The 15013-nt window shown below is 71.1% G+C and carries 15 protein-coding genes; 6 read left to right on the plus strand and 9 right to left on the minus strand.

Annotation, left to right across the window (positions count from 1 at the left end; all coding sequences use genetic code 11):
- The first annotated feature begins 181 nt into the window (after nt 1-181).
- The gene (locus LOC65_RS00815) at nt 182-1699 is read left to right on the plus strand and encodes a helicase HerA-like C-terminal domain-containing protein (protein WP_230246233.1); all 1518 of its coding nucleotides are present in this window, start codon (nt 182-184) and stop codon (nt 1697-1699) included.
- Nucleotides 1700-1712: 13 nt separating this feature from the next.
- Here LOC65_RS00815 and LOC65_RS00820 read toward each other — a convergent pair whose 3' ends face one another.
- The 3 genes from LOC65_RS00820 to LOC65_RS00830 all read right to left on the minus strand — a co-directional run bounded on the left by LOC65_RS00820 (nt 1713) and on the right by LOC65_RS00830 (nt 4984).
- Nucleotides 1713-2240 carry a DUF1566 domain-containing protein gene (locus LOC65_RS00820; protein WP_230246235.1) on the minus strand — a complete coding sequence of 176 codons (528 nt, stop codon included), beginning with the start codon at nt 2238-2240 and terminating at the stop codon, nt 1713-1715.
- 66 nt (nt 2241-2306) lie between these two features.
- Nucleotides 2307-3833: an alkaline phosphatase gene (locus LOC65_RS00825; RefSeq protein ID WP_164963240.1), complete on the minus strand. Its 1527-nt coding sequence runs from the start codon at nt 3831-3833 to the stop codon at nt 2307-2309.
- A gap of 110 nt (nt 3834-3943) precedes the next feature.
- A complete protein-coding gene (locus LOC65_RS00830) occupies nt 3944-4984 on the minus strand; it encodes a hypothetical protein (protein ID WP_230246238.1) in 1041 nt (346 codons plus the stop codon).
- 357 nt (nt 4985-5341) lie between these two features.
- Here LOC65_RS00830 and LOC65_RS00835 point away from each other — a divergent pair, with 357 nt between their 5' ends.
- The 3 genes from LOC65_RS00835 to LOC65_RS00845 all read left to right on the plus strand — a co-directional run bounded on the left by LOC65_RS00835 (nt 5342) and on the right by LOC65_RS00845 (nt 8173).
- Complete coding sequence (locus tag LOC65_RS00835) at nt 5342-7126, plus strand: glutamine--tRNA ligase/YqeY domain fusion protein (RefSeq protein WP_230246241.1); 1785 nt, start codon at nt 5342-5344, stop codon at nt 7124-7126.
- A gap of 92 nt (nt 7127-7218) precedes the next feature.
- Nucleotides 7219-7713 carry a DUF3016 domain-containing protein gene (locus tag LOC65_RS00840; RefSeq protein ID WP_230246244.1) on the plus strand — a complete coding sequence of 165 codons (495 nt, stop codon included), beginning with the start codon at nt 7219-7221 and terminating at the stop codon, nt 7711-7713.
- Nucleotides 7714-7729: 16 nt separating this feature from the next.
- The gene (locus LOC65_RS00845; protein ID WP_255718290.1) at nt 7730-8173 is read left to right on the plus strand and encodes an FKBP-type peptidyl-prolyl cis-trans isomerase; all 444 of its coding nucleotides are present in this window, start codon (nt 7730-7732) and stop codon (nt 8171-8173) included.
- A gap of 13 nt (nt 8174-8186) precedes the next feature.
- Here LOC65_RS00845 and LOC65_RS00850 read toward each other — a convergent pair whose 3' ends face one another.
- A complete protein-coding gene (locus tag LOC65_RS00850) occupies nt 8187-9104 on the minus strand; it encodes a DUF808 domain-containing protein (protein WP_230246247.1) in 918 nt (305 codons plus the stop codon).
- Nucleotides 9105-9162: 58 nt separating this feature from the next.
- Complete coding sequence (locus tag LOC65_RS00855; protein ID WP_009857388.1) at nt 9163-9381, minus strand: hypothetical protein; 219 nt, start codon at nt 9379-9381, stop codon at nt 9163-9165.
- A gap of 207 nt (nt 9382-9588) precedes the next feature.
- Between LOC65_RS00855 and LOC65_RS00860 the strand changes: the two genes are divergently transcribed.
- Nucleotides 9589-10485: an HDOD domain-containing protein gene (locus LOC65_RS00860; RefSeq protein WP_164963236.1), complete on the plus strand. Its 897-nt coding sequence runs from the start codon at nt 9589-9591 to the stop codon at nt 10483-10485.
- On the opposite strand, the gene LOC65_RS00865 is transcribed toward LOC65_RS00860, so the two are convergent.
- Nucleotides 10460-11251 carry a ParA family protein gene (locus tag LOC65_RS00865; protein ID WP_009857390.1) on the minus strand — a complete coding sequence of 264 codons (792 nt, stop codon included), beginning with the start codon at nt 11249-11251 and terminating at the stop codon, nt 10460-10462. The two genes, LOC65_RS00860 and LOC65_RS00865, sit on opposite strands and share 26 nt — an antisense overlap.
- 93 nt (nt 11252-11344) lie before the next feature.
- On the opposite strand from LOC65_RS00865, the gene LOC65_RS00870 reads away from it, so the two are divergent.
- Entirely contained in the window at nt 11345-12493 is a 1149-nt protein-coding gene (locus tag LOC65_RS00870; protein WP_230246249.1) for an aminotransferase class V-fold PLP-dependent enzyme, read from the plus strand.
- Nucleotides 12494-12502: 9 nt separating this feature from the next.
- Here the strand turns inward: LOC65_RS00870 and LOC65_RS00875 are convergent, their stop codons facing one another.
- The 3 genes from LOC65_RS00875 to LOC65_RS00885 form a co-directional block, all read right to left on the minus strand.
- On the minus strand, nt 12503-13711 hold the full coding sequence (locus LOC65_RS00875; protein ID WP_230246251.1) for a GGDEF domain-containing protein: 1209 nt from the start codon (nt 13709-13711) through the stop codon (nt 12503-12505).
- 436 nt (nt 13712-14147) lie between these two features.
- Entirely contained in the window at nt 14148-14594 is a 447-nt protein-coding gene (locus tag LOC65_RS00880) for a GNAT family N-acetyltransferase (protein WP_009857394.1), read from the minus strand.
- 43 nt (nt 14595-14637) lie between these two features.
- Nucleotides 14638-14997, minus strand: a complete 360-nt coding sequence (locus tag LOC65_RS00885) for a GNAT family N-acetyltransferase (RefSeq protein WP_255718979.1) — start codon at nt 14995-14997, stop codon at nt 14638-14640.
- Nucleotides 14998-15013: the final 16 nt, after the last annotated feature.

Consider the following 15013-nt stretch of genomic DNA (forward strand, 5'->3'; position numbering starts at 1 on the left):
GTCGGGGTGACGGAAAGTCGGCGCGCTTCCTCAGCGAAGGGCGCGATTTTAGCGGTGGCCCCCGGGCGCCCCCGGCCCGCGGACGCAAGAGCGGGCGCCGGGGCCGGCGCTAGACTCGCGCGACCCATGCCGGCGTCCTGCCGGCCGCCTCGACAAGACAGCCAGAACCGGGGGCTCCACGATGTCCGAACCGATCCTCGTCGCCCGTCACGGCGACGTCGTCTGCGAGCTGCTGCCCGCGCTCGCCAACCGCCACGGCCTGATCACCGGCGCCACCGGCACCGGCAAGACGATCACGCTGCAGAAGCTCGCCGAGAGCTTCAGCCAACTCGGCGTGCCGGTCTTCATGGCCGACGTGAAGGGCGACCTGACCGGCATCACCCAGCGCGGCAGCGTCTCGCCCAAGCTCGCCGCGGTGCTGGCCGAACGCGGCCTGGACACGCCCGAGCCCTTCGCCTGCCCGACGACGCTGTGGGACGTCTTCGGCGAGCAGGGCCACCCGGTGCGCGCCACCGTCTCCGACATGGGGCCGCTGCTGCTGTCGCGCATGCTGGCGCTCAACGAGACCCAGCAGGGCGTGCTGAACCTCGTCTTCAAGATCGCCGACGACCAGGGCCTGGCGCTGCTGGACATGAAGGACCTGCGCGCGATGCTGCAGCACGTCGGCGAGAACGCACGCGAGTTCACCACCGAGTACGGCAACGTCAGCAGCGCCAGCATCGGCGCCATCCAGCGCGGCCTGCTGCAGATCGAGGAACAGGGCGGCGACCGCTTCTTCGGCGAGCCGATGCTCGACATCGCCGACTTCATGCAGACCGTGGATGGCCATGGCGTCGTCAACATCCTCGCCGCCGACAAGCTGCTGAACGCGCCGCGCCTGTACGCCACCTTCCTGCTGTGGATGCTGTCGGAGCTGTTCGAGGCGCTGCCCGAGGTCGGCGACCTGGACAAGCCCAAGCTGGTGTTCTTCTTCGACGAGGCGCACCTGCTGTTCAAGGACGCGCCGGCGGTGCTGGTCGAGCGCATCGAGCTCGTCGTGCGCCTGGTGCGCAGCAAGGGCGTCGGCGTCTATTTCGTCACCCAGAACCCGCTGGACGTGCCCGAGACCGTGCTCGCCCAGCTCGGCAACCGCGTGCAGCACGCGCTGCGCGCCTTCTCGCCGCGCGACCTGAAGGCGGTGAAGGCGGCGGCCGAGACGATGCGCGCCAACCCCAAGCTCGGCGACCTGACGACGGCGATCACCGAACTCGGTGTCGGCGAGGCGCTGGTCAGCTTCCTCGACGCCAAGGGTCGGCCCAGCGTCACCGAACGCGTCTTCGTGCTGCCGCCGGGCAGCCGCATCGGCCCGGTGACGCCGGCCGAGCGCCAGGCGCTGATCGCCGGCTCGCTGGTGGCCGGCGTCTACGAGAAGACCGTCGACCGCGAGTCGGCCTACGAACGGCTGAAGGGCCGCGCCACGACGGCCCCGGCCGCCACCGCCGGCCTGCCGCCGGGCGCCCAGGCACCGGCGGAAGGCGGCGGCCTGCTGGACGGGCTCAAGGACACGCTGTTCGGCAGCACCGGCCCGCGCGGCGGCAAGCGCGAAGGCCTGGCCGAGGCCGCGGCACGTTCGGCGATGCGCAGCATCGGCTCGGCCGTCGGCCGCGAGCTGATCCGCGGCGTGCTCGGTTCGCTGGTCGGCGGCAGCCGGCGGCGCTGAAGGCCGTGGCGGCTCAGCGCCGCCGCGGCGCCGGCAGGTCGCGCACCAGGCGGATCGGGTTGGCGAGGTTGATGTCGTCGCGGGCGGCGTAGCCGTCGCGGAAGTCGACGTAGGCGGCCACGCCGCCGTCGACGTCGCGGCTCCAGAGCTGCGCCTGCGGTGCGTTCGGGAAGAGCTTGAGGTCGGTCGCGGGGTTGACGCAGTCGGCGGCGACCAGGCTGCGCAGCTCGGCCAGCGTCGGCAGCCGCCAGTCGCGGTGCCCGCCCTGCCCGCCGCCGCGGTTGTAGGTGGTGACGAAATCCAGCGCCTGCAGCGCCGGGAACCGCTCGGCCTGGTCGCGCTCGCAGCGCGGGCCGGAGACGCCGACCACGCAGCGCTGCCACTGCAGCCGGCGCTGTGTGTCGACGACGCTGCCGTCGCCACGCACGACGAGGCCCGAAGGCGCCGGCCGGCCGTCGCGGCAGAGCTGGCCGGCGGCCGCCGGGACGGCCGCCACCAGCAAGGCCAGCAGGGCGAGGCGGCGAGTCGAGAAGCTGATCATCGGGAACCCGGTGGAAAAGACGAAAGGGCGCCCCGCGAGGGGCGCCCGGTGCGCCTCGGCGCGGCGTCAGCGGCCCAGCGCCGCCTTGCCGATGCCGAAGATGTCGGTGTTGTCGATGTAGCTGCCGTCGGCGTTGTGGCCGATGCGCGCCGCGAACTGGGCGTCGCGGCCGCGGGCGTACTGGTTCATCTTCTCGGCGTACTTGCCGCGCGCCCAGACACGCACCACCTCGTTGGTGTGGTTGTCGGACCACCAGCGCAGCTGCGGCAGCTGGCCGGCACCGGCGTTGGTGATCGGCTGGAACGCGGTGCTGTCCGAGGCCGTGCCCAGCGGCAGCGCGTTGCCGTGGTCGGTGGTGACGATCAGCAGCGTCTCGTTCCAGTTGCTGTTCTTCTCGACCCAGGCGTTGACCGCGGCGAGCGCGCGGTTGAAGTCGACCTGCTCCTCGATGATGCGGCCGGTCTGGTTGGCGTGCGCCGCCCAGTCGACGGCACCACCCTCGACCATCAGGAACAGGCCCTTCTGGTTCTTGCCCAGCGCCGCCAGCGCGGCCTTGGTCATGGTCTCCAGCGTCGGCACGGTCGTGTTCAGCGCGACGCCGCTGGGCTGCGCGGCGTCGTTGCCCTTGACCGCGGCCTGGCGCGCCTGCTGCAGCGTCGAGGCCACGCGCGGGATGCCGAAGATCGGGCCGTCGTAGCTCAGCGTGCCGGCGGCGAGCTTCTCGAAGTCGGCCTTGTCGTCGATCAGCTTCCAGGCCGCGGTGGCGCCGGCGGGCTTGAGCGTGCCGGCCTTCAGGCGTTGCCACTCGGTGGCGGCGATGTAGTTGTTGGCGGCGCGGCAGGCGTTGGTGGCGCAGGTCGGGTCGATGTCGGCCCAGGCGCGGCCGTTGTCGTCGTACTCGGGGTGGCCGGCGCCCATCAGCACGTCCAGCGGCCCGGTCTCGAGCATCGACTTGGCGATCGCGTTGTAGGCGTTGCGCGAGGCGTTCTGGGCGCCGAACGCGGCCGGCGTCGCGTGGTTGAACGGCACCGAGGTGATGACGCCGGTGGCCTTGCCCTGCGCGCGCGCGATCTGGGTGATGTACTCGACCGGGTTGCCGAAGTTGTCGACGTTGATCGCGTTGTTGTAGGTCTTGTGGCCGCTGGCCAGCGCGGTGCCGGCGGCGGCCGAGTCGGTGACGTTCTGGCGCAGGTACTGGTAGCCGGCGATCGCGGTCGTGTAGTCGTTGCCGGTCGAGCCGCCGATCCAGCCCGCCGCCGTCACCAGCGTGGTGTCCCAGGCCTTGGCCGGGTCGTAGCTGAGCGTCGTCTCGGCGGTGTCGGTCTTGGTGGTGCTGGTCGTCAGCGGGAAGGTCGTCATGCCCAGGCGCACCGGCATCGCGGCGTAGGCCGGCAGGTCGTTGGCCTTGACGCCGGCCTGCCAGTTGGCGGCCATCTCCCAGGTGTTCCAGCTCGCCCCGTCGCTGATCATGACGATGACGTTCTTCGGCAACGCCGGGCCGTCGTCGTCGTCACCGCCGCCGCAGGCGGAAAGCGAGAACAGCGCGGCCGCCGCGAGCGCGAGGGTCGAGTACCGCTGAAGGCTCTTGTACATGGCTCCCAGGTTCCAGGTGTTGAAGAAACCTGGAACTTAGGGAGCTTGTGTGACGCGGCGTTTCACGCGCCGAGACGGTTCGATGACAGGCCGCGCGCAGGCGGCGCGGATCAGCGGCGCAGCGCCCCGGCCAGCAGCGCGTGGCCCTCGATCTCGACCAGCAGCTCGCGCCGGCAGACGTCGGCCTCGACGTAGACCGCGCCGCGCGCGGCCACCGAATCGGGGCCGACGGCGGCCTCGAAAGCGGCCCGCACCACGGCGAGATCCTCGGGATGGCGCAGGTAGACGACGCAGTCCAGGTCGGCCGGCGACACCGCCGCCGCGCCGTGGGCGCGCGCCTGCTCGCACAGCGCGTCCAGGTTGCGCAGCGTCTCGGCGAGTTGGGCCCGCACGTCGCCTTCGTGCACCGAACGTTCGCCGACGATGCTGGCCGTGCCGCTGACGAAGAAGGCCAGCCGGCCGTCGCCCGCGTCGGCCAGCGCGGCGCGCGAGAAGTTCGGGCTGCGCGGGCCGAAACGCTGCGAATAGCGGTACGGTGCCACCTGGCGCGGGTTGTCCAGCGGCCGCACCGCGCCGCGCGAGGCCAGGAAGCGGATCGCCAGCGTGCCTTCGTGCGGGCCCAGCGCACAGGCCGCCGGCGCGCCTTCGAAGGCGTCGAAGCCGGCTTCGGAGAAGGCACGGAAGCGGCCGACGTTGAACTGGCGGTAACGCTCCAGCCCGCCGCCGTCGTCGTTGATGCGCGGCAGGAAGTTCCAGACCTTGACCAGCGGCGGCCGGCCGCGTGCGTCCAGCACCTCGAACAGGTCGCGGTAGGCCTGCCACGAGGCGTCGGTCAGGTCGGCCACCGCGTCGGGCAGGTCCAGCCAGCCGTAGAGCCAGTGGCCGTCGTCGCGCCAGTGCACCGGGCCGAAGCGGCCGCTGTCGGGCGCGCCGGCGCTGAACAGGTCGACGACCGGCGCGGCCGGCGCCAGCAGCCGCGCCACCAGGCCCGGGGCCGACGGCGTGGCCGCCGCGCCCCAGGCCAGGCCGCCGAGCGCGGCGCCGTCCAGCCGCGCGGCCTCGTCGGCGCTGACGCGCAGCAGTTGCAGCGGAGCGGACTCGGCGGGGCGCGCGGCAGGCGCAGGGTCGGCGGGGGCGGTCGCCTCGGACATCGGTTCTGGGGCGGCGCGCCGGGTACGGACGCCGTGGACAAGGACCGGCGATTATTCCAAACCGGCCGGGGCGCCGCGGCGAAGACGCGAAGACGGGGTCAGGTCCTGCGGGACCTGACCCCTGCCGCACGCACCTGCCGCCCGTCGTCTCGCGAAACGACCACCGACGAGAAGACGGGGTCAGGTCTCGCGCGAGAAGACGGGGTCAGGTCTCGCGAGACCTGACCCCTGCGGCCTGCCCCTGCCGCCCCGGCCGCCCCGCGCGACGGCCGCTCGATAGAATCCTTCGCTCTTTCGCCGCCACGCCGGAGCCCCCCGTGCGCGCGGCCCCGAACCTTGCGCGAAACCGCCTGCCGAATGGCCCACGACCCGACTCCCCCCGACGCCCCCAAGCCGAGCAACTTCCTGCGCGGCATCATCGAGCGCGACCTCGAGGCCGGCACCTGGAGCCAGCGCCGCTGGGGCGGCACCCCGGGCGACGGCGCGCACCACGCGGCGGGCGTGCCCGACCCGGCGAAGATCCGCACCCGCTTCCCGCCCGAGCCCAACGGCTACCTGCACGTCGGCCACGCCAAGAGCATCTGCCTGAACTTCGGCCTGGCGCGCGACTACGGCGGCGTCTGCCACCTGCGTTTCGACGACACCAACCCCGAGAAGGAAGAGCAGGAGTACGTCGACGCGATCATCGAGGCCGTGCGCTGGCTGGGCTTCGACTGGCAGGCCAACGGCACCGCCCACCTCTACTGGGCGAGCGACTACTTCGACTTCATGTACCGCGCCGCCGAGGCGCTGATCGAAGCCGGCCTGGCCTACGTCGACGAGCAGAGCGCCGAGCAGATGCGCGCCAACCGCGGCGACTTCACGACGCCGGGCACGCCCAGCCCCTTCCGCAGCCGCACGCCGGCCGAGAACCTGGCGCGGTTCCGCGAGATGCGCGACGGCCAGCACGCCGACGGTTCGATGGTGCTGCGCGCCAAGATCGACATGGCGTCGCCGAACATCAACCTGCGCGACCCGACGCTCTACCGCATCAAGCACGCCACGCACCACAACACCGGCGACAAGTGGTGCGTCTACCCGATGTACACCTTCGCGCACCCGATCGAGGACGCGCTGGAGAACATCACCCACAGCATCTGCACGCTGGAGTTCGAGGATCAGCGCCCGTTCTACGACTGGCTGCTCGACCAGCTGGCCACACTCGGCCTGCTGGCGCGCCCGACGCCGCGCCAGCACGAGTTCGGCCGCCTGAACCTCAGCTACGTCATCACCAGCAAGCGCAAGCTCAAGGCGCTGGTCGACGAGAAGATCGTCGAAGGCTGGGACGACCCGCGCATGCCGACGATCTTCGGCATGCGCCGCCGCGGCTACACGCCGGAAGCGATCCGCGCGATGGCCGACGGCTCGGGCGCGAGCAAGACCAACATCTGGCTCGACTACTCGGTGCTCGACGGCTGCCTGCGCGAGGACCTGGAAGGCAAGGCCGCGCGTGCGATGGTCGTGCTCGACCCGCTGCCGCTGAAGCTCGTCAACTGGGACGAGGTCTTCGGCGCCGGCCACGTCGAGCCCTGCCAGGCGCCGGCGCATCCGCACCACCCGGAACTGGGCGAACGCCACTTCGGCCTCGGCCCCGAGGTCTGGATCGAGCGCGAGGACTTCGCCGAGACGCCGCCCAAGGGCTTCTTCCGCCTGTTCCCGGGCAACAAGGTGCGGCTGAAGTACGGCGTCGTCGTCGAGTGCACGGGCTGCGAGAAGGACGCCGACGGCCAGGTCACCGCGGTGCTCGCCAAGGTCGTGCCCGACACCAAGAGCGGCACGCCGGGCGCCGACGCGATCAAGGTCAAGGGCACGATCACCTGGGTCGGCCGGCACGACGCCGTCGCCGCGACGGTGAACCTCTACGACCGGCTGTTCACCGAAGCCCAGCCCGACGCCGCCGGCCGCGACTTCCGCGAGGTGCTCAACCCCGACAGCAAGCGTGTCGTGCAGGCCTGGCTGGAGCCGTCGCTGGCCTCGGTTGCGGCCGAGACGCGGCTGCAGTTCGAGCGCCACGGCTACTTCGTCGCCGACCGCGTGCTGCACCGCGCCGACGCGCCGGTGTTCAACCGCATCACCACGCTGCGGGACAGCCGCACGAAGTAAGGTTGCGCCCGGTGGTGTCTCGTCGCTGGCGCTGGTGCCCGGCGGCGTTCCGTGCCAGATTGGGGGTCTCTGCTTCGTCTCGTGGAGGCCCCATGCCACACCTCTTCCCGATCCGCCACGCGGCGCTGGGCGCCGCGCTGGCGCTGGCGGCGCTGGCCGGCCCGGCGCAGGCCGCCGGCGTCGTCCAGGTGAGTTTCGTCGAGCCCGAGCGCTACACCGACGTCGGCTTCGGCGCCGTCGAGCGCGAGCGCACGACCGACCGGCTCGCAGCCATCTTCCAGGACCTCGCCCGGCGCCTGCCCGACGGCCAGGTGCTGACGGTCGAGGTGCTCAACGTCGACCTCGCCGGCCACGTGCCGGTGGGCAACGTCAACGACACGCGCGTGCTGACCGGCGGCGCCGACTGGCCGCGCATCACGCTGCGCTACCGCCTCGAGGCCGGCGGCAGCGTGCAGACACGCGACGAGACCGTCTCGGACCTGAACTATCTGCAGAACCGCCTCTTCGGCGGCCGCGCCGACGAGGCGCTGGCCTACGAGCGGCGCATGCTCGAACGCTGGTTCGAGGAACGTTTCCTCACCCCCTGACTCTCGGAGAACCCTCTTGTCCCTGCACCGCCTGTGCCTGGCCGCCGTCGTGGCCGCCGCTCCCGCCCTCGCCTTCGCCGCCGCGCCGGCCGACCCGCTGAAGGCCGCTGCCGCCGAACCCGGCGCCGTCGTCACCGCCAGCGGGCTGATCTACCGCTCGCTGAAGGACGGCAGCGGCGCCAGCCCGACGGCCACCGACACCGTGCGCGTGCACTACCGCGGCACGCTCGTCGACGGCAAGGAGTTCGACAGCTCCTACCGCCGCGGCGAGCCGATCGAGTTCCCGCTGAACCGCGTGATCCCGTGCTGGACCGAAGGCGTGCAGAAGATGAAGGCCGGCGGCAAGGCCAAACTGACCTGCCCGAGCACGATCGCCTACGGCGAACGCGGCGCCGGCGGCGTGATCCCGCCGAACGCGACGCTGCAGTTCGAGGTCGAACTGCTGGGCATCCGCAAGTAAGGCGGCCGGCCGGTCAGGCCGGCGCGCGGGCGAAGAGCTTTTGCGCCAGCGTCACGCCGGCCAGCACGACGGCGCCGGCGGCGACGCCCAGCAGCCCGTTGGCCAGCGCCGGCAGCACCGCGCCGGCGACGCCGCCGAGCCCGCCCAGCGTGTGTTCCACGGCCTCGGCCACCGGGTGCACGCCGTGCACCAGGATGCCGCCACCGACGAGGAACATCGCCGCGGTGCCGGCCACCGACAGGAACTTCATCAGCCACGGCGCCGCGGCCAGGATGCCGTCGCCGAGCGAACGCAGCGCGGCGCTGCCGGCACGCTGCAGCCGCAGCCCCAGGTCGTCGAGCTTGACGATGCCGGCGACGACGCCGTAGACGCCCACCGTCATCGCCAGCGCGACGCCGGACATCACCAGCACGCGCGTCATGAACTCGGCCTCGGCCACCGTGCCCAGCGTGATCGCGATGATCTCGGCGGAGAGGATGAAGTCGGTGCGGATCGCGCCCTTGATGCGCTCCTTCTCGAAGGCCACCAGATCGACGTCGGGCTGGTCCAGCGCGGCGCGCAGTTCGGCCCGGTGGGCGGCGTCCTCGCCGCCGCGGTGCAGGAACTTGTGCGCCAGCTTCTCGAAGCCCTCGTAGCAGAGGAAGGCGCCGCCGATCATCAGCAGCGGCGTCACCGCCCAGGGCGCGACGGCGCTGATCGCCAGCGCCGCCGGCACCAGGATGGCCTTGTTCAGCAGCGAACCCTTGGCCACCGCCCAGACCACCGGCAGCTCGCGCTCGGCGGCCACGCCGGTGACCTGCTGGGCGTTCAGCGCGAGGTCGTCGCCGAGCACGCCCGCGGTCTTCTTCGCGGCGAGTTTGCTGAGGAGCGCGACGTCGTCGAGGACGGTCGCGATGTCGTCGATGAGAGCGAGGAGACTGCTGGCGGCCACGGCGCGATTGTCGCCGCATGCGGCACCCTGGCGCCGCGGCCGCCGCCCGATCGGGTGCTCAGGACAGGAAGTCGGGCACGACGGCCGGTGTCGCGTACTCGCGGCCGACGACGGCGCGGGCGTAGAGGTAGTTGCAGCGCGCTCGCTCGCTCAGCGTGTCCATCGCCACGCGGCCCTGGGCGTCGCAGGGGAAGGCCAGCGCGCGGCCCTGCTGGAACAACGACTCGAACCGCAGCTGGTAGCGGGCGGCGAGGCCGGCATCGGCGAAGGCGTTCATCACGTCGGTCTCCCTGGAACCCTGGGCGATGAATCCAGCTTAGGCGGCCACGGCCCCGGCCGCCTGGGGCGCGGCGCCATCGCGGGCGTCGGACGGCGGCTGCGGCGTGTGTCGGAAGACGGCTGACACGGCGCAAGCCTGCCGGCACGACGGCACTTCAGTCTGGCGCGGCGCGGCCGATAAGACGTCTGGACGCGCCCCACCACCATGACCGCCATCGCCGCACCGCTGCCTGCCGACACCTCGCGCACCGCTTCCATCGCCCGTGAAATCGACCACGCCCGCACCCGCGGCGCGCTGCAGCACATCGTCGTGCCGCCGTGCCCGGCGCTGCTGGCGCGGCTGCAGGCGGTGATGCAGCAGCCCGAGCCCGACCTCAACGAGGTCGCCCGCATCGCCGCCAGCGACGTCGCGATGTCCGCGACGCTGATCCGCAACGCCAACGGCGCGCTGTACGCCGTGGGCCCGCCGGTGCAGACCGTCGGCCAGGCGATGAACCGCCTGGGCCTGAAGCAGACCGCGGCGATCATGACCGGCTTCCTGGTGCGCAACGCCATCGTCGCCGACAACCGCCACCTGCGGCGTTTCTGGGAACGTTCGGCGCAGCGTGCGATCGCGATGACCTTCATCGCCCGCCAGCTCGTCGGCCTGTCGCCCGACGTCGCCCACACCTACGGCCTGTTCTGCCACGTCGGCATGCCGGTGCTGCTGCAGAGCGTGAAGGGCTACGGCTCGACGATGGTCGAGGCCGCGGCGCGCATCGACCGCAGCTACGTCGCCACCGAGAACGCCAACCACCGCACCGACCACGCCGTCGTCGGCGCGCTGGTGGCGCGCGTCTGGCGCCTGGCGCCCGAGGTGATGGCCGCGATCCGGCTGCACCACGACCTGGACTCGCTGGGCGGCGAGGAGACCGAGCCCGAGGTGCAGACGCTGATGGCCGCCGGCCTCGTCGCCGAGCACATCGTGCGCCGCCAGGAGGCCCAGCTGCCCGAGCGCGACTGGACCGACCACTCGGCCGCCGCGCTGGCCTGGCTGCAGGTCGACGAAGGCGAGATCGCCCAGTGGGGCGAGGAGCTCAGCGCTTCGCTGAGCGCTTTCTAGGCTTGGCGACGGCCTCGTAGAGCGCGACGAACTGCTGCGTCAGCTTGTGCCCGGGGTCCAGGTGGATCATCGGGCGCGCGAGTTCGTGCGACTCCTTCACGCGCACGCTGGCGCCCAGGTAGGGCTCCAGCACCGGCAGGCCTTCGTCGACGAGTTCCTGCACCGTGCGCCGCGGCAGGCTGGCGCGCGGCTGGAACTGGTTGACGACGATGCCCTCGACGGCGAGCTTGTCGTTGTGGTCGGCGCGGATCTCCTCCACCGCCTCCAGCAGCCCGTACAGCGCGCGGCGCGAGAACTCGTCGCAGTCGAACGGGATCAGGCAGCCGTCGGCGGCGATCAGCGCCGAGCGCGTGTAGAAGTTCAGCGCCGGCGGCGTGTCGATCCAGATCTCGTCGTAGGTGCCGGCAAACTCGGCCAGCGCGTCGCGCAGCTTGAAGATCTTGTAGCGGCTCTCCAGCTTGGCGTGCAGCTCCTCCAGCGCGGCGCTGGCGGGCATCAGGTCCAGCCGCTCCCAGGGCGTGGCGGTGACGAAATCGGCCGCCGGCACCGGGCGCACGCTGAACTTCAGCGTCGTCTCGAAGAACTCCGCCGCGCCGGGGCGCGGGTCGACCGCGGCCTCGCCGAGCAGGTAGTGCGTCGAGTTGGCCTGGGCGTCCAGGTCGACGAGCAGCACCCGCCGCCCCCTGGCGGCCGCAATCGCGGCCAGGTTGCTGGCGATGGTGGACTTGCCGACCCCGCCTTTCTGGTTGAAGACGACGTGCCGCATCCGAGCGCTCCGTGGAAGGACGCGACATTGTGCACCGCAGCACTGGAGGCGGAACCCTAGACTCGGGCGGCCGCCTCCAGCCGACACGACACGATGCGCGACCTGTTCCTGCTCGCCCCCGATCTCGTCTTCCTGAACCACGGCTCCTTCGGCGCCTGCCCACGCGAGGTGCTGGCCGAGCAGCAGCGCTGGCAGCTGGAGATGGAGCGCAACCCGGTCGAGTTTCTCGGCCGGCGCTCGGCCGAGCTGCTGCACCAGGCGCGCACGGCGCTCGCCGGCGAAGTGGGCGCCAACCCGGAACACCTGGTCTTCGTGCCCAACGCGACCACCGGCGTCAACGTCGTCACGCGCTCGTTCGTGCTGGCACCGGGTGAGGAGGTGCTGTCCACCGACCTGGAATACGGCGCCTGCGACGCCGCCTGGCAGCAGGCCTGCGCCGCGCGCGGCGCGCACTACCGGCGCGTGGAGATCCCGCTGCCCTTCGAACGCGAGAGCTTCGTCGAGCGCCTGATGGCCGCGGTGACACCGCGCACCCGGCTGATCTACGCCAGCCACATCACGTCGACGACGGCGCTGACGCTGCCGGTGGCTGCGCTGTGCCGCGCCGCCCGCGAGCGCGGCATCCCGACGCTGATCGACGGCGCGCACGCGCCGGGCCAGATCACGCTGGACCTGGACGCCGTCGGCGCCGACTTCTACGTCGGCAACTGCCACAAGTGGCTGTGTGCGCCCAAGGGCAGCGGCTTCCTGCACGCGCGGCCCGAACACCACGCGCGGCTCGACGCGCCGGTCATCAGCTGGGGTTATGCCGAGGGCAGCGGCGGCCACGCCGGCTTCGACGCCTACCTGGGGCGCACGCTGTTCGAGCGCCGCCTGCAGTGGCAGGGCACACGCGACCTGTCGGCCTGGCTGGCGGTGCCGGCGGCCATCGACTTCCAGCGCCGCCACGGCTGGCCCGCGGTGCGCGAGCGCTGCCATGCGCTGGCGCGCGAGGCGCTGCAGGCGCTGACGCAACGCCACGGCCTGGCGCCGATCGCCCGGGACGAGGACTGGGCGCAGATGGTGGTCATCCCCGTGCCGGCGCAGGACGCCGAGGCGTTGCGCCGCCGCCTCTTCGACGAAAGCGGCATCGAGGTGCCGGTGACGACCCACGCCGGCCGGACCTTCGTGCGCATCTCGGTGCAGGGCTACACCGGGCGCTGGGAGATCGAGCGCCTGCTGGACGCGCCGGCGCTGCGCTGAGCGCCGCGCTCAGCCGCAGACGATGCGGTTGCGCCCCTGCTGCTTGGCTTCGTAGAGCAGGCGGTCGGCTTCGAGGAACAGCGTCTGCGCGGTGTCCGCGGGCTGGGGCACGCGCACGATGGCGCCGATCGACACCGTCAGCGTCGGCGCCGTGGCGCTGCGGCTGTTGGGGATCGCCAGCGCCTCGATGTCGCGGCGGATGGCCTCGAACAGCTCCTGGCCGCGGCCGCTGGGGCTGGAGCTGCAGGCCAGCAGCGCGAACTCCTCGCCGCCGAGGCGGAAGGCGTAATCGCCGGCGCGGCGGCCATGTTCGCGCAGCGCCGCGGCCACCGACACCAGCGCCTCGTCACCGGCGACGTGGCCGAAGGTGTCGTTCAGGCGCTTGAAGTGGTCCAGGTCCAGCAGCGCCAGCGTCAGCGTCGAACGCTCGCGCCGGGCGCGCGCCAGCTCGGCAGCGAAGACGGCGTCGAAATGGCGGCGGTTGAACAGCCCGGTCAGGTCGTCGGTGATCGCCGACTCCTCCAGCCGGCGGTTGGCGGCCTCCAGGTCGACGTAGGCCTGGCGCAGCTTCTCCTCGGCCTCGACGCGCGCGCGGCGCTCGCGCAGCAGGTTCAGCGTGCGGCTGGACAGGTTCTCGTACATGCCGAGAACGGTGTCGATCAGCAGGCGCACCGACGAGGCGCCCATCTTGCGCTCGGCCTTGAGCTTGGCCTCGTCCAGCGGCACGCCGGCCTGGACCTCGGCGACGACGAGCGCGAAACGTTTGTCCTCGACGATGATGTGGAAGGCCAGCCAGCGGATCAGGAACTTCACCATGCCTTCGATCTGCTGGTACAGCGGCTGGCCGCCTTCGGCCTGCTTCAGGTCCTGCACCTTGGGCAGGAAGGCCCCGTGGGCCGCCTGGTGGTTGTGCAGCCAGACGTCGTCACCGAAGCAGTCGACCCAGATCTCTTCCTCGGCCGAGAAGTGATAGTCGGCGTAGGCCGCCAGCTCGGCGAACGCGGCCTCGACCTCGAACGCCCGGTTGTGCACCAGCGTGCCGGCGAGCTGGTTCAGCAGGTCCACCAGGCGCCTGTGCTGCTCGTCGATCAGCGCGTTGCCGGTGTTGAAGTTGTCGTTCCAGGGGAAGACTTCGAACAGGTGCTGGCCGCCGGCCGGGTCGGGCTGGGCGAGCAGGTCCATGAAGTCGGCGGCGCTGGTTTCGGTCGTGCAGTTCATCGTCATCCGCGGCGCGCCGCGGCAGCGCCGGTGGCTCGCCCGTATCCTGACACCACCACCTCGGAGGCGGCGACCGCCGGGCGAGGCGGAGGGCGGAGCGGCCCGCTCGGACCCGGACGGCCGATCATGACACAGCGATTTCACCAATTCGCATTGGATGACCACGTTGCCGGGAGGACCGCACGGACAGGCCGAGCGCGGTGGTCAGGCGGCGGCGGGGGTGGCGAAGGCCGGCACGTGGTCGTCGGGGGCGAGCGAGTGGAAGGCGGCGGGGGCCCGGTTGCGCGGCCGCGGTAGCGGGGGTTGGCCGGCGCCGGTGGCCAGGGCGCGGGTGTGGGCGGAGATCACGTGGCCTCTAATCAGGACGCCTTCCGAATCGCAGGTATGGCGGAAGGGGCAGATCAGCATAACGCTCGCCGCGGGAGAAACCGACTATTTAGGCGTCACTACGTTCAAGGCTGCTAAAACTCTGAACGTAGCCTTGCCACCAGCCGCTGGTGAGCTGATGCTCGCTGTAATCGCCGCCCGTGAACTCATTGATGACCTTGCGCCAAAAGGCTTGGGCGGCCACATTATCCGTCATCTGCCCGACTTGCCACGCGCCAGCGTGTCGCGCAAAAACTTGTTTGGCGGCGTGAGCGGCGATTCGCTTGCGCCTGTATTTCTTGAGGACGAAGAACTGATCCATCCAGAACTCGCCACCCGGCAGCTTGACCTGGTTGTCAACCAGAGCGAAGCCAGCGTACTGCATCGAGACGGTCAAGACATACGCCGCGCAATGCTTGTCCTGCCAGTACCGGTCCAGCGCGTAACCGTACTCTCCGTGTACGTCGAGGTCTTGGTCCCAGATATCAGAGAGCTCGTATTGGTAAAGCTCGAGCATCCGATAAAGCGGAAGCCGATCGCATGGCTTGGCTACTCTGACTTCAAGCATCGTGCAGCACTGTGAATTTTGGATCTGCGACGTACGACATGAGGTACTCATCTCGCACTTGGCCGGCGACAAGCATTGAGGCACGGCGCGTCCCCTCGATCTGGAACCCAAAGCGCTTGTACAAGGCGACAGCGCGGTCGTTTGTGGTGTGAACGTTCAGCTCCAGGCGGAGCAACCCGGCAGCCGACGCCCAAGACAGCGCCTCTTGGAGCATTGCCGAAGCAACGCCGCGGGACCAGTGCTCCCTTCGAACGCCCAGGAAGATCAAGGCGGAGTGCCTGGTTCGAATTCTCTCACCGCCACTGGCGCCCAAGAAGCCAACGAGATCGGCGCCCTCCGTGGCCACGAGCAAGACACTGTTGCTCTTG

The organism is Rubrivivax sp. JA1055, from assembly GCF_020966565.1.
Taxonomy (GTDB): domain Bacteria; phylum Pseudomonadota; class Gammaproteobacteria; order Burkholderiales; family Burkholderiaceae_C; genus Rubrivivax; species Rubrivivax benzoatilyticus.